Annotated in this window: 16 protein-coding genes; 6 read left to right on the top strand and 10 right to left on the bottom strand. The window is 45.1% G+C overall.

Translation table 11 applies throughout. From position 1 onward, the window contains the following. Positions 1–78: 78 nt before the first annotated feature. The gene (locus tag QUA97_RS26915; protein WP_333197297.1) at positions 79–2,103 is read right to left on the bottom strand and encodes an ABC transporter ATP-binding protein; all 2,025 of its coding nucleotides are present in this window, start codon (positions 2,101–2,103) and stop codon (positions 79–81) included. Positions 2,104–2,305: 202 nt separating this feature from the next. Between QUA97_RS26915 and QUA97_RS26910 the strand changes: the two genes are divergently transcribed. After that, the gene (locus tag QUA97_RS26910; protein ID WP_194070955.1) at positions 2,306–2,863 is read left to right on the top strand and encodes a GNAT family N-acetyltransferase; all 558 of its coding nucleotides are present in this window, start codon (positions 2,306–2,308) and stop codon (positions 2,861–2,863) included. Between the two features lie 69 nt (positions 2,864–2,932). On the opposite strand, the gene QUA97_RS26905 is transcribed toward QUA97_RS26910, so the two are convergent. Further along, positions 2,933–4,267 (bottom strand): tetratricopeptide repeat protein, encoded by a 1,335-nt coding sequence (locus QUA97_RS26905; RefSeq protein WP_194070954.1) that lies wholly within the window; start codon positions 4,265–4,267, stop codon positions 2,933–2,935. Between the two features lie 21 nt (positions 4,268–4,288). On the opposite strand from QUA97_RS26905, the gene QUA97_RS26900 reads away from it, so the two are divergent. Beyond that, entirely contained in the window at positions 4,289–5,548 is a 1,260-nt protein-coding gene (locus QUA97_RS26900; RefSeq protein ID WP_333197292.1) for an esterase-like activity of phytase family protein, read from the top strand. A 458-nt stretch (positions 5,549–6,006) separates the two neighbouring features. On the opposite strand, the gene QUA97_RS26895 is transcribed toward QUA97_RS26900, so the two are convergent. Then, the gene (locus QUA97_RS26895; protein ID WP_194070952.1) at positions 6,007–6,750 is read right to left on the bottom strand and encodes a lipoate--protein ligase family protein; all 744 of its coding nucleotides are present in this window, start codon (positions 6,748–6,750) and stop codon (positions 6,007–6,009) included. 144 nt (positions 6,751–6,894) lie between these two features. On the opposite strand from QUA97_RS26895, the gene QUA97_RS26890 reads away from it, so the two are divergent. The 3 genes from QUA97_RS26890 to QUA97_RS26880 all read left to right on the top strand — a co-directional run bounded on the left by QUA97_RS26890 (position 6,895) and on the right by QUA97_RS26880 (position 8,983). Beyond that, on the top strand, positions 6,895–7,218 hold the full coding sequence (locus QUA97_RS26890) for a thioredoxin family protein (RefSeq protein WP_194070951.1): 324 nt from the start codon (positions 6,895–6,897) through the stop codon (positions 7,216–7,218). A gap of 238 nt (positions 7,219–7,456) precedes the next feature. Then, a complete protein-coding gene (locus QUA97_RS26885; RefSeq protein WP_194070950.1) occupies positions 7,457–8,683 on the top strand; it encodes an LL-diaminopimelate aminotransferase in 1,227 nt (408 codons plus the stop codon). Between the two features lie 156 nt (positions 8,684–8,839). Continuing rightward, positions 8,840–8,983, top strand: coding sequence for a hypothetical protein (locus tag QUA97_RS26880; RefSeq protein ID WP_194070949.1), 144 nt, complete (start codon positions 8,840–8,842; stop codon positions 8,981–8,983). A 152-nt stretch (positions 8,984–9,135) separates the two neighbouring features. Here QUA97_RS26880 and QUA97_RS26875 read toward each other — a convergent pair whose 3' ends face one another. The 5 genes from QUA97_RS26875 to QUA97_RS26855 form a co-directional block, all read right to left on the bottom strand. Continuing rightward, the gene (locus QUA97_RS26875; protein ID WP_194070948.1) at positions 9,136–9,534 is read right to left on the bottom strand and encodes a hypothetical protein; all 399 of its coding nucleotides are present in this window, start codon (positions 9,532–9,534) and stop codon (positions 9,136–9,138) included. A gap of 126 nt (positions 9,535–9,660) precedes the next feature. Then, positions 9,661–10,467, bottom strand: coding sequence for a 5'/3'-nucleotidase SurE (gene surE, locus QUA97_RS26870; RefSeq protein WP_194070947.1), 807 nt, complete (start codon positions 10,465–10,467; stop codon positions 9,661–9,663). A gap of 412 nt (positions 10,468–10,879) precedes the next feature. Next, positions 10,880–11,089: a hypothetical protein gene (locus QUA97_RS26865; protein WP_228050369.1), complete on the bottom strand. Its 210-nt coding sequence runs from the start codon at positions 11,087–11,089 to the stop codon at positions 10,880–10,882. A 53-nt stretch (positions 11,090–11,142) separates the two neighbouring features. After that, positions 11,143–11,340 carry a hypothetical protein gene (locus tag QUA97_RS26860; protein ID WP_228050368.1) on the bottom strand — a complete coding sequence of 66 codons (198 nt, stop codon included), beginning with the start codon at positions 11,338–11,340 and terminating at the stop codon, positions 11,143–11,145. 244 nt (positions 11,341–11,584) lie between these two features. Continuing rightward, on the bottom strand, positions 11,585–11,878 hold the full coding sequence (locus QUA97_RS26855; RefSeq protein ID WP_228050367.1) for an acyltransferase family protein: 294 nt from the start codon (positions 11,876–11,878) through the stop codon (positions 11,585–11,587). A gap of 151 nt (positions 11,879–12,029) precedes the next feature. On the opposite strand from QUA97_RS26855, the gene QUA97_RS26850 reads away from it, so the two are divergent. After that, positions 12,030–12,191: a hypothetical protein gene (locus QUA97_RS26850; protein WP_194070946.1), complete on the top strand. Its 162-nt coding sequence runs from the start codon at positions 12,030–12,032 to the stop codon at positions 12,189–12,191. Between the two features lie 26 nt (positions 12,192–12,217). On the opposite strand, the gene QUA97_RS26845 is transcribed toward QUA97_RS26850, so the two are convergent. Together QUA97_RS26845 and coaD are read right to left on the bottom strand one after the other, a co-directional pair. Beyond that, the gene (locus tag QUA97_RS26845; protein WP_194070945.1) at positions 12,218–12,904 is read right to left on the bottom strand and encodes a DivIVA domain-containing protein; all 687 of its coding nucleotides are present in this window, start codon (positions 12,902–12,904) and stop codon (positions 12,218–12,220) included. After that, positions 12,787–13,365, bottom strand: a complete 579-nt coding sequence (gene coaD / locus QUA97_RS26840; RefSeq protein WP_194012120.1) for a pantetheine-phosphate adenylyltransferase — start codon at positions 13,363–13,365, stop codon at positions 12,787–12,789. The genes QUA97_RS26845 and coaD overlap by 118 nt, the downstream gene beginning before the upstream one ends. Positions 13,366–13,424: the final 59 nt, after the last annotated feature.

Genomic DNA, 13,424 nt, shown 5'->3' with positions numbered 1-13,424 from the left:
TAATGACTAATGACTAATGACTAATGACTAATGACTAATGACTAATGACTAATGACTAATGACTAATGACTTCAGATATTAACTTCCCAGCATTTGCAACTTGTACAAACTGGCATACAACCCTTCTTGCTGCAACAATTCTTCGTGGGTTCCAGACTCTACTAACTGCCCGCGTTTGAGCACCAAAATACGATCGACATTTCGGATAGTCGAGAGCCTGTGGGCAATGATTATAGCCGTTCTGTCCTCCATCAAACGCTCCAAAGCCTCTTGAATTAAAGCTTCTGTCCCCACATCCAAACTAGCAGTAGCTTCGTCTAGAACTAAAATATTGGGATTGCGAATCGCCGCCCGAGCAAACGCTAATAATTGCTTTTGTCCCCCCGAAAGATTCGTTCCCCGTTCCCGCAATTGCGTGTCATAACCTTGAGGTAACTGTTCGATTAAACGAGCAACATTAGTCTTTTCTGCTGCTGCTTCAATTTCCTCAATAGAGTAATTTTCTCCCAGGCTAATATTGCTCTTCACATCGCCAGCAAATAGAAAGCCATCTTGAATAATCACGCCTACGTGTCGGCGCAATTCTGCTTGAGGCAAATCGCGAATATCCACACCATCGATGAGAATGCGTCCTTGCGTCGGCTCGTAAAGGCGGCACAGGAGACGGATAATCGAACTTTTGCCCGCACCGGTGGGGCCCACTAATGCTACTTTTTCGCCGGATGCAATCGTAAAATTGAGGTTTTGCAGGACGTATTCGTTATCTTTGTAGGCAAACGACACATTGTCAAATTGGATTTCTCCTGATGCGAATTCCTTCGATTGTCGATGGTCGATTGTCGATGGTCGATTGTTAATTGATAGACGATATTCTGAAGTTTTGGAACTTGGATTATTCTCTACCAATTCTGGCTCAGTTGAAGATAAGTTATAGGAAATTGTCTCAGGATGACCGGTAATTAACAGCGGCGAATAATATTTCTTTCTTCCCTTTTCCCTCTTTCCTCTTCCTTCTTCCTTGTGCCCTCTTCCTTCTTCTTTTTGTACGATAGTTCGATCTTGAATTTCGATTGGTTCGTTAAGAATATCGCTAATCCGTTCGACAGCGGTAAATCCTGCTTGAATCGCGGTAAATTTCTCGGCAAATTGCCGCAACGGATCGAAGAGACGCTGAGCAAATAAAATAAATGCCGAGAGAGTACCAAAGTTAAGACTACCTTGCAGAACTTTTTCACCGCCCAGCCACAAAACGGCTCCAATTGCCACTAAAGCAATCCATTCCAATGTCGCAGATACCGCAGAGTCGTAAAAGATTGTGGTGTCAACTGCTTTGATGTAGCGTTTGTTAGTGACTCTAAACAATTCTGAGTTGAATCTTTCGCGGCGGAATAGCTGCACTACGCCAATACCAGTCAGGTTTTCTTGCAGTTGGGCGTTAAGATCGGAAAGTTCTTCTCTGGTAGTGTAATTTGCTCGGCGATATTGGTTTTGAAAATAAACGATTAGTGCAGTAATTGGTATCATGATTGTCACCAACATTAAAGCTAGTTGCCACTGCATGGTAAACATGAAAATGGCAATTACTAAAATTGAAAATAAATCGCTAACAATCCCGATCGCCCCGCTCGAAAATACTTCTCCCAAAGCTTCGACATCGCTGGTAAGGCGCGTCATCAATTTACCGACAGGAGTGCGATCGAAAAATCTCACTGCTAGCGATGTGACGTGGGCGAACAAATCATTTCTAATATCAGTTGTAATTATTTGCCCTACTTTCGTGACTAAATAGCCTTGAACTGATTGCAGTCCCAATCTAAATGTTATAGTTAGCATCAGCAAAACTGCTAACACGTTTAATGCAGTAGATAAAGGCAATCCCCGCAAAAATTCATAGGTAGGTTCCGCTCGAATTACCGAAATTGCCTGTCCGATCAGAATCGGTTGAATTGCTCCTGAGACTGCTAGCGGTACTAATAGTGCGATCGAAATAATCAGCAAGCGTTTGCTGCGGGTTGCGTAAGATGCCAACCTCATGAATAACCGCCAGTCTGTTTCCTGGCCGGATTTGTTTTTGGTATCTGCTACTGGTGAGGAAATGGTCATTCGATTTTAGATTTTAGATTTTAGATTATGGAATTGCAGAAGCTATTATGCTGCTAAATTTGGGGCTTTTGCTGGGGATACTGAGCTTTTTTGCTCCGCAGCTTGTAGGGCGAGCGCGCCCTCGAAGTTCACTCAGTCTTTGAGCAGAAAGACTGTAAAATATATCCAAGTAATAATTGTAGCAAATGCAGTCAGTTAAATTATGGAATCTTCTATACCTACAGAAAATTATTTCTCCCGATATATAGAAACACCTAGATTATATCTAAGAGAATTTACGCCAGACGACTTAGATGAGCTTTACCACATCTACAGCGATCCCGAAGTGATGAAGTATCTAAGTGAAGGCGTCAGAAATAGAGAAGAAACAGCAGTAGATTTATTTGGGATAATCGCAGATTGGGAAAAACACGCTTTCGGTTTGTGGGCTGTTGTCAATAAAGAAAATAACCAATTGATCGGCGACGGGGGGCTTCGCTTCTTAGGCAAAACATCTGAAGTAGAAGTCGGTTACGTGTTAGCAAAAGCGTATTGGGGGAAAGGTTTAGCTGCGGAAATTGCAGGAGTCAGCCTCAAGTACGGATTTGAAGTATTGAAAACAGAAAAAATTGTTGCAGTTGCACATACCGAAAATATCGCCTCGCGGCGGGTAATGGAAAAAGTGGGGATGAAATACCAGCACAACCTCGACGATCGCGATCGAGATCGAGTATATTATTCTATCTCGCGAGAAATCTACAAGTCAAAAGTAGTTGTGTAGGTGTGCAGTGCACACCTTACTGCATTTATATTACTAACCTTGTAATTTGTCATTGTTACCTGCTAACAACTACGAAGTTTTTTGCAATTGCTTGTTAACCTTGAGAATCTTCTTAGCAAAATACTCTTTTCGGTGTCCCAATCTTTTCGCTACTTCCAACCCTTTTTGATAGGATTCCAAAGCTTTATCGTAAGCCTTCATTTCCTGATAAACTTGACCGATATTGTCGTAAGCATTCATCAATCCGTACCAATTGTAAGCCCGCTCTTCCAACAGCAACTGCATTTGATAAATCCGCAAAGTCGGCTCCCACTGCTTTTGCGCTCGGTAAAGCAATGCTAATTTGTCCAAAGCTTCGCTAGCCTGAGCGTACTGTTGAATGGGAACAGCTAAATTGTAAGCTTCCTGATAGTATTGAGCTGCTAAGTTGATTTGACCTATACTTTGGTAATCGGTGGCGATCGCCATTTTTAGCGGCGGTATAGCGCTGGGGTTTTGCAGGTTAAGATACACGGATGCTAATTTTTCCCTGGCTGCGATCGCCTTTAGGGGCTGTTTCGACTGCTGGTAAACGTAGGCCAACTGTCTCAAAGCATCCACCTCAGTTGGAGCAGTTACAGGCTGCGGCGGCGCGCCGTTTCCCGCCGATAAAACAGAATTTTGTACCCCAGCATTAGCCGCAAATAAAGCGCGGTTTTCCTGAATTAAACTTGCCAATTCCTCATACACGGGAGCAGCTTTTTCGTAACTGAGCCAATTAATGTGAATTAGCCCGATCGCCTTTAAAATCCGACCCTCAGCCAATATATCTTGGTTTTGGCGCGCATTTTCGAGAATTTGTTGGTAAACTTCTACAGTCGGGCCCTTAGCCCGCACCTGGCTAAAAGCCGCAGCCAAAGCCTGGAGCAAATCAAGATCGATCGGTACTTGCGATTTCACTTGTTTGTAAATTGCTTCCAGCCGTTTAGTAATAAGCTGTAGTTCGATGTTTTTACTGCTACTCCAAGCAACACTTCCCACCCGACTCAAAGCAGCAATTTCCGCCGCCGGGCCCAGATACCTACGCAGTCGCAATTCTCGGAACCAAATATCAAAAGCACCAGCCCCATCTCCAGCTTCTAGTTTAGCCGCTGCTTCTAAGTTTAACTGTTCCAAAGCCACTGTCAGTTCGTCCCGCTGACTGCTGCTCAGAGGCTCACTGGCGGGAGCTAGCGGATCGGGGGTGGTAATTTCTAGAGGATTAGGAGAAAATTGATCGAGGCCCGGTGGATTAGTTTGGGCGCTAGCAATAGAACCAGCACACAGCCACAAAAAAAGCAAGCACCCAATTGGTACAGAATTTCTCATAAAAGAAATATGACTCCCGCGATTCGGCATCTGGGCTCGAAACATCAAATTTTGCATATCTACAAAATGGTATAAATTATGTCACAAAGATGGCACAAAAGCAAACTGTTCAACAAGAGCAAGAAAATAAAATTTAGCATACTGAGCAATTATTGGGATTTTAAGGCATTGGGCGATCGGCTTTTGCGCTTATTCAGTTTAACCCTAATTCTGTTAACCATATGCACCGCTTGCGCGCCTCCTGCCGTTGCTAAAGACCGCTCTTTTCCTGAAATGTCCCTAGAATTTTTGGGACAGTATCAATTGCCAAAAATGAATTTTGAAGGAACACCAGTCGGCGGCTTGTCAGGAATTACCTACGATCCAAAAGGTATTAGTGGCGTGACTTCCAAAGCTTATCGATTTTACGCTCTTTCCGACGACAAGAGCGAAAACGGAGAAGCCAGATTTTACAGTCTCCGACTCGATCTCGCCTCCAGCGATCCAGCAAATATTCGCCTGAAAAAAGTTGCCGTTGAAAGCGTTACCTCCCTCAAAAAAGCAGACGGTGAAACCTTTGCTTGGGGCTCCATAAATCCCGAAGGCATCGCCCTTTCTCCCCGCAATTCAGTATTTGTCGCTAGCGGAGGCTTTACTCATGCTAACATCCCTCCTTTGGTCGGCGAATTTGACCTCACAACCGGGAAATTGCGGGGTAATTTACCTATTCCCAACCGCTACATTCCCGATGGCAGCGACGAACAACAGCAGCAAGGAGTGCTGGACAATTCAGGTTTTGAATCTTTAAGCATCGACCCAGAAACCTTTAGTCCAGGCGGTCTCGATCCATTTCGCTTGTTCGCAGCGACGGCAGCGCCGTTAATGCAAGATGCAGACCCGGAACAAGCAAGCAAAATACGCATTTTACATTATATTATCGTCGATAAAACGCCGCAATTAGTCTCAGAAAATCTTTACCAGCTAGACCAAGTTCCCATGAGTTTGTTGAACAATTTAACAGAATTAGTAACTGTTGGCGGCGGTCAATTTCTGAGTTTAGAGCGTTCTTTTGGGCTGTCGGGATACAGCGCTAGAATTTATCAAGTAGCGGCTGGAGCGGCGACAGATACTTCGAGAATCAAGAGTTTTAAAGGAACAATGGCAATGGTCGAGCCTGTGAGGAAAAAGTTGCTGCTCGACTTGAGCGAACTGGGAATTCCGCTGTACAATTTAGAGGGAATGACTCTCGGGCCGCAGTTGCCAGACGGCAGCCAAAGTGTTGTTTTAGTCAGCGATGACAATTTTGATGAAGCAGAGAGAACTCAATTTATTTTGTTGAGTTTAAAAAAGAAAAATTAGATTGTAAATACTGTACTGAACTGTCAAGCGTCTCGTCATTGGAAGTGAAGCGCTCGGAAGCAAAGCAATCCTAGGTGTAACAAGTGTTACGCAAAAAAAGAGACTTTTTTCAGAATTTATCAACAATCTGGAAATTATCTGCGTACAAGCTGCCGCGCATTTAAATTAGAACTCTGGATGAAAAGGACTTTTGTAATAGTTCTATAGCGGTTCTCAAGCTTTGTGAGGTATGCCCTATGCCCAATGCCCAATGCCCACGAGAACATCTCATGTTACTGAGAAAGGCTATATTGTATATCCAGGGCGGGCTTTGGGGCTTAACGCACAAAAGTTGGATTGTTTTTTTAACAGACAATTTAACTGCTAACAAGCCGATCTATCTCGCTCTTCCAAGAGCGAAGATTTATGCAATAAATCTCTTGTATAACGGCAGTCTTGGCTGTTCGCAAAAGTTAAATTTACAATAGCTTGTTACTTGTTTCCCAAATATCCTGCCATTCCTCCTCCGAAAGTGGCTGCACTTCCAAATCAATCTCAAAACAGCGACAAGCCGCCGCACTCAAAACATCAATTACAGTTGCAATCAAATCATCTCCCCCTTCAGATAGAGGTAATTTCACAGGAATTAATTTTTCGTCAAAAACTCGATCGAACAAACTAACATCCGGTTGCAAGCGCATGGAACCGTGCTGCAAAATAGCATCGCCCCGGCGCAGTTGCGCGCTACCAATTAACTTGCAGCCATCGGGCGTAACTAAATCAGCACCCGTCGCAGTACCAAAACAATTCGGATTGTGAATGTAACCCCGTTTAGCTTCCCCGTAGTGCAAGTCTAAACCCATCGCCCTCCAACCCTCAATCAAAAACTCGCAAATAGTCTGATAAGCTTTCAGGCGACTGCTGCCAAATCCTGACGCTACCACTGCATAAGTTAAATCTCCTTGGTGGAGCACGGCGCGCCCGCCGCTAGGCCTCCTCACCAATTCTACAGGCATTCCCTGCCAAGATAGCTGCTCCCAAAACTCCGGCCAGCGCTGCTGGTGGTAGCCCAAGGAAATCGCCGCTGGTTGCCAGGTGTAAAATCGCAGAGTTGGCGGATGTTTCTGGGCTAGATGCTGTTGCAGCAGCCATTTGTCGATCGCCATCTGCAACCTCCCAGACGCTGACAGCAGCGGAATTAAACGCCAAACAGAATTAGCCATCAGTCCCCAGTCCTCAGTTTACAGTCAATAATTCGCAGAATGTTTTAAAATTAGTAACAGTTTTTTGGAGCTGTCTTCAAAGTTGGTGCAAGTTTCAAGCCCGTAGGTGCTTGAGAAATAAATAGCAAAATTAATCGCAGAACCATGAGCAACAGTGTAATTGTCATTAACGACGAAAAATTTGAAACAGAAGTCCTGAAAGCTGAGCAACCAGTGCTTGCCTATTTTTGGGCGAGTTGGTGCGGGCCTTGCAAACTGATCGCGCCTTCGATAGACTGGGTGGCGACCAACTACAGCGAGCTGAAAGTGGTCAAGATGGAAATTGACCCCAATCCTAATACTGTCAAGCAGTATAAAGTTGAAGGAGTCCCAGCACTCAGACTGTTTAAAAATGGCGAAGTAGTGCTTTCCCACGAGGGAGCTATTACCAAACAAACTTTGCTCGGTTTGCTCGAAGGTCACTTATAAAGTTGGGAAACGATGCGGGAGTTGCCAACTCCCAACTCACAACTATAGCAAGCACAAATATTTTTGAACATCTCTATTTTCTCCTCAATACTCCTCTCAAACTCAGCGCCCTCTGCGCTCTCTGCGGTAAGTCAAAAAAAATCTTGTTCGCAAGCAAATTAAAAGGCAATTTCAAAAAATAGAATAGTTCAAAAATTATAAAAACATTCAATAATATCCTCAACCATTCACAAAAAATATGCAATTTGCCAAACGTTTAGAATCCCTGCAATTTAATGTATTTGCCGATATGGATCGGGCAAAGTCTCTCGCTAAAGCAGCGGGAAAAAAGGTGATAGATTTGTCTCTGGGTTCTTCCGATTTGCCTGCGGCGGCTCATATTACAGATGCGATCGCCCATTCATTGTCAGACTCTAGCACCCACGGCTATTTACTGTTTAACGGGACACGAACTTTCCGGGAAGCTGCAGCTTGCTGGTACGAACAAAAATTTGGGATTTCAGTTAATCCAGAAACAGAAGTGCTGCCGTTAATTGGCTCCCAAGAAGGCACGGCGCATATGCCTTTAGCTGTAATGAACCCCGGAGATTTTGCTTTGTTGCTCGATCCGGGTTATCCTTCCCACGCAGGCGGCGTGTATTTGGCCGGCGGTCAAATTTATCCGATGCCAATATTAGCAGAAAATCAGTTTTTACCAGTTTTTGAAGATATTCCGATGCCCGTGCTGGCTCAGTCGAAGATGATGGTTTTGAGCTATCCTCACAATCCTACAACTGCGATCGCCCCGCTGGCTTTTTTTGAGAAAGCCGTGGCTTTTTGTCGCCAACACGATCTGGTTTTAGTACATGATTTCCCCTATGTGGATTTGGTGTTTGACGATGCCGCAGGGGCGGTGGATGGTGCGCGTGCGGCCTGGGAGGATATCGAGAAAAACCGTAAATTGATGGCACCGTCAATTTTTCAAGCCGATCGAGATAAGAGTGTAGCGATCGAGTTTTTTACACTATCTAAATCCTACAGCATGGGAGGTTTTCGAGTCGGATACGCGATCGGCAACTCCCAGCTAATTGCAGCCCTGCGACAGATCAAAGCCGCAGTAGACTTCAACCAATATTTAGGAATTTTGAACGGAGCGGTCTCCGCATTAACAGGCCCTCAAGATACCGTCAGAAGCAGTGTAGAAACCTTCAAAAAACGGCGGGATAGCTTTGTAAGCGCCCTAGAAAACATTGGCTGGGAAGTACCCGTACCCCCCGCCACCATGTACGTCTGGGCGAAACTGCCCCAACCTTGGACATCTGATTCTATCAAATTTTGCACTCAGCTAGTAGAGAGTACAGGAGTCGCAGCTTCCCCCGGTGCCGGTTTCGGGAAATCAGGAGAAGGCTACGTGCGATTTGCCTTAGTCGAGCCGCCCGAAATTTTAACAGTTGCAGCGAGCAAAATTGCGGAATTTCTCAATTAGAGTTGCACTGCATTCAATCGCTCTGTTTTGGGCAAATAATCTGCGTTTATCGGCATTGCATCTGCCTTATATCGTTTCCGGTTGCATCGGAATAATAAAATCGAGTCAACAGTCAACAGTCAACAGTCAACAGTCAACAGTCAACAGTCAACAGTCATGAGGAGTGCAACCGGAATTGATATTACATCTGCGGTTTTGCGATCGGCTTTTTTGGATTTAATACCAATTCTTAAAAGTATGGCTACTTTTGAAAATTGGTATAATTTCCCACTACTAGCACTTACGCAAGGGCGATCGTAAACCGGGTTTTTTACAAAATACACAGGTTATAGCCCGCCACAACCATCAAAAACCCGGTTGCGACTCGAAATCCGCAAGTCTTCTATCGTTATTTCTACCTAAAGGAATAGATATTTTCATACAAGATATGTGAAAATCTATTTTGAGAAATGTTAACGCGAGACATCTTGGGAATTGTCAGTTCCGCTTACCCACTCTAAAAATCCTTGAAATGAGTTTTGTCTGGGCAGCGATTGTTCCGTAGCTGCGATCGCGCATCCCAAAAATACCACGCTTCCCAAAATTGCCAGCAGCGGAAAATTCTTGCCGAACCCAAAGTCTCGCTGGAGGCGAGCTAGGGGCCGGCTCTGACGCCTGAGCATTTTTCCTACCGTCATTTGTTTGAGACTAAAAGGATCGCGCACAAAATGACCGCTCCAGCTAATTACCATGTGGGAATGGCAGTGGGGACAAGTGAACAGTCCGCTGACCATTCCAACGGGGCCGAGGACGCTGGAACGGTTGCAAATCGGGCAAGTGACAGAATGGGTGTTATAGGTGGGAGCGTTCATAACTGTTTTTCTGGAGTAAAAAAACTAACAACCAATTGAGAGCTTGTGTAACGCCAAAGGCATAAACCTTTACAGGCACTTTATCCTTAATTCCTAGTTTACAGCCGCGATCTGGTCGATCTGAGCTCACTGCTCGAAAAAACCTTCAAATTGCCAATCGCGCAACGAGTGCAAGTCGGGATGGCAGGTGAGATTGTATTGCAGCGGAGTCACGGTTATTCTGTTGTCGCGGATAGCTTGTACGTCTGTAGGAATAGCATGAGCCACCGACGGATCGGCGGTTTCTTCTACATCTTCTAACAATTCCCCAGCCAGCCAATAATAAGTTTTGCCGCGCGGATCTGTGCGCTTTTGAAATATGTCGAAATAGCGGCGAATGCCTTGACGGGCGATCGCCACTCCGGTAATTTCTGCTTGTGTCACCGCTGGTATGTTGACATTCAACAGCGTCGGTTTAGCCATTGGCTGTTTTTCCAACTGTCCCAGCAAGGTGACAGCAAAATCCACCGCCGGCCCAAATTCCTGCGAAGTATAGCTGGCGAGGCTGAAAGCAATGCTGGGAATGCCTTCCATGATTCCTTCCATTGCTGCCGAAACCGTGCCAGAACAGATGATGTCCGTACCTAAATTCGGCCCGTGGTTGATCCCGGAAAGCACAAAATCCGGCGGTTGGTCAAGTAAAGCCCACAAACCTAATTTCACGCAGTCGGCGGGAGTGCCCGAACAAGCCCAAGCTTTGACGGCGGGGTCAAAAACAGATTCGATAATTTCGGCGCGGATGGGTTGGTGCATGGTGAGGCCGTGCCCTGTAGCGGAGCGCTCTCTGTCGGGACAAACTACGCTCACGTCGTGGCCTGCGGTGGCGAGAGCGTTGGCGAGGCTGCGGATGCCTTGGGCAAAGATGCCGTCGTCGTTGCTAATTAAAAGTTTCATTGAAATTTTTTTACAGGCCTGAGAATAATCTTAAACTAGATTCAACTAGGGCGATCGCTCGACTTTGAAACCTCAATTCTGCAGACAATGGTTTAACCGGACTCAAACAAAAACAGAGACGAACAAGTATTCAAATCCTTCTGATTCACCTGAAAGCAAGAGGCGCATCAAGGCGAACTCGCCAGCGCTGGTGGTTGCAGGTAAACAGTCCGGTTGTTGCTGCCCTTGCCAAACGGATACCGAGGGTGCAAGGAGATATAGCTGTTCTCACTCTCGATGAGGTATCGATCGATCCCTCAATTCCTCAATCCCCGAATCCCTCAATCTAAAATCTAAAATCTAAAATCGACTGACTTCTCACCTTTTTGAGAAAGGCTATATCCAAGACCACCCGCTGACCTACAAAATCTGCTTAAATTCCCAGAATGTACTGGCTGTATTTTTTGGGCAAAACTTTCTGCAAGATGTAAATAATTGCCAAACAAGCCAACAAAGTCCCTGTCACCAAAAAGCCGAGCTTCAGCAGCGGATGTACGGGTTCAATACATTTATAAAACACTAACAACACATATTGCACGACTGTCGAATCTAGCAGATATATAGGGAATGAATAAGCAGCCAATATTTTGACAACACGAATAAAATTGCGTATCCTTGAGCAGATATTTTAAAAAACTATCGCAGAAACCATTCCTCCGCATTAACTTCGCCGAGCAGGTAATATTCCGAAATGCTTGCTAGATAAAATAGGATGGTTGCTCCTAAAAATTGCATTTTTCTGCGTTCTAGAACGGGTTTGATTTTGTCATAGGTTGAACCCAAAAATAGACCTGCAGAAAATGGCAAAATCCAACTAAAAATCCAGCGCTCCATCAAAGGTAGAGGTATTGATATGTATTTGAAAACTGCCCGGTAAAAAAATATGTTAAAAATTGTTTGAATTGTTAAACCCAAGATTCAAATTTTTCGGGTTTCTCAAACTTTTAAGTTTACTAGGAGCCACCACCAACCGTAGCATTGAACAATTACAATGATCAAATAATAGGGAGGCATTACTGAACCTGTCAAGATATCTCTGAACAATGGCAGTAAATCAATTTTTGGGAGCGATCCCCAACTATTTAAGATGTACAAAGCTACTGACCAAAACAAAATAGGGAGATATAATTCTTGAAAGTCTTTTTTTGAATATCTGTGCGGGATTATTTTGATTGTCGGTTTTGTTGGTGAGGCAAAAACCGCTCAGCAGTAAAAATGCAGGTACGCAGAACAGTTGCAATGTGTCAATCGCCACAAACACAATTCGGCGTTCGCGAAATGCCGAGAATCCAGCATGAATAATCACAACACCGACGATCGCTAAAGCTCGGATCAAATCAAATTCTGCGAACCGATTAGAAGCTTTCGGCATGGTAAAAAGTAGATGCCAAAAATTAGGGTCAAATCAGAATTTTTCTGTCTCACGGACTTTCACCCTACCAGAAAATATTATTTTTGCTCCTATTTTCACCAAACTTATACAAATTCACAAAAATCTTGCTACAATCCTCAATCAGATACCAATGATTAAATTTTTCACATTCACAGAGTGGGGAGTCGGACACTCGACGGTGCCGTTTCTCTATAACTCGATCGCCCAATTTTGCGCCATGTCTGCCGGAAAGGGCAATAGCGTTGTTCTACCACTGGGACGATCGCCTACAAATTCAGAAAATTACCCCTAAGTCGCCGTTTCGTCAAAAGCAGTTAGCTAACCGTTGTTGTGATGAATGTGCGACGCAGAAACATTATCCAACTGATCGCGCCCGTTGCGGATCACGCGCAGCATATCGCTGAGCTTGTGCTCGATATTATCTAGCACTTGGTCAGCATAATCGTCGGCGCCGTTTTGAATTTCCTCGCATTCAGCCATCGCCCTAACTCTCATTTCTTCCAGTTCCTCTTGAGCCTGGTAGCGAATTTGTTCGACTTCCGCCAGCGTCGCCTGCTGAATTGCCTCGCAGTCGAGCAAAACTTGCTGTCGCAACTGATCTGCTTCGATCTTCGCCTGCTGGATCAGGCCCATATCGTTTAAAAGTTCTGCGGCTCGCTGTTCTGCTGCTTCTATCACTTCCTGAGCGTAGATTTGGGCTTCTTCGAGCAGTTCGTCCTTGTGCCGAATGATGATCTCGGCTTCCCCAAAGGCGATCGGCAAATTTAGCCTCACCAAGTCTAACTGATCGAGCAACTGTTCTTCATCAATCAGAGTGCGTCTGGTCAGAGGAATGCGCGGACTGTCGAGAACAATTTCCTCAAGCCGGTTCAATTCCCTCTGGATGTCTACTCCTGGGGTTCGGGTGGGTTCTCCGAAAGCGGCTGTGTTCTGAGGTGATTCATTCTCAGCGCTGCCGGCGGTAATATCGGATTCGATGCGATTTGGTTCCTGCTGGCGTAACATTTGTAAATATCTAGGGCGACGTGTTTCGGAACAAGATGATCTACGGAGCCACCAAACTTGGCGATTTCTTTAACTACACTACTACTTAAAAAGCTGTACTCGTTAGAAGTTGCCAAAAAAACTGTTTCAATTTCGCCCAGAAGGGTTTTATTGGTGTGGGCCATCTGGAGTTCCATTTCAAAATCTGTTAATACCCGGAGCCCCCGCAGCAGCACTTTGGCTTGTCGAATCTTAGCATAGTTTACTGTCAAACCCTCAAAACTGTCTACTTCTACGTTTGACAAGTGTTGGGTACAGCACCGGATCTGCTCGATCCGCTGCTCTACGGTGAAAAGAGGGGTTTTGCTGGGGTTTTTGACTACGGTAACAATTACCCGATCGAACAATTTGCAGCCCCGCTCGATAATGTCTGCGTGACCAAAGGTAATGGGGTCAAAACTGCCTGGATAGATTGCAATCACGAGTTGGGCCCAACGGGGAGAGTGAGGGAGTGGGAGTGGGGGAGAGGGGGAGAGGGGGA

It is taken from the genome of Microcoleus sp. CZ3-B2 (assembly GCF_036705055.1).
Classification (GTDB): domain Bacteria; phylum Cyanobacteriota; class Cyanobacteriia; order Cyanobacteriales; family Microcoleaceae; genus Microcoleus.
Note: the sequence above shows the minus strand (reverse complement) of the source record. Positions and strands in the feature narration are given on the sequence as shown.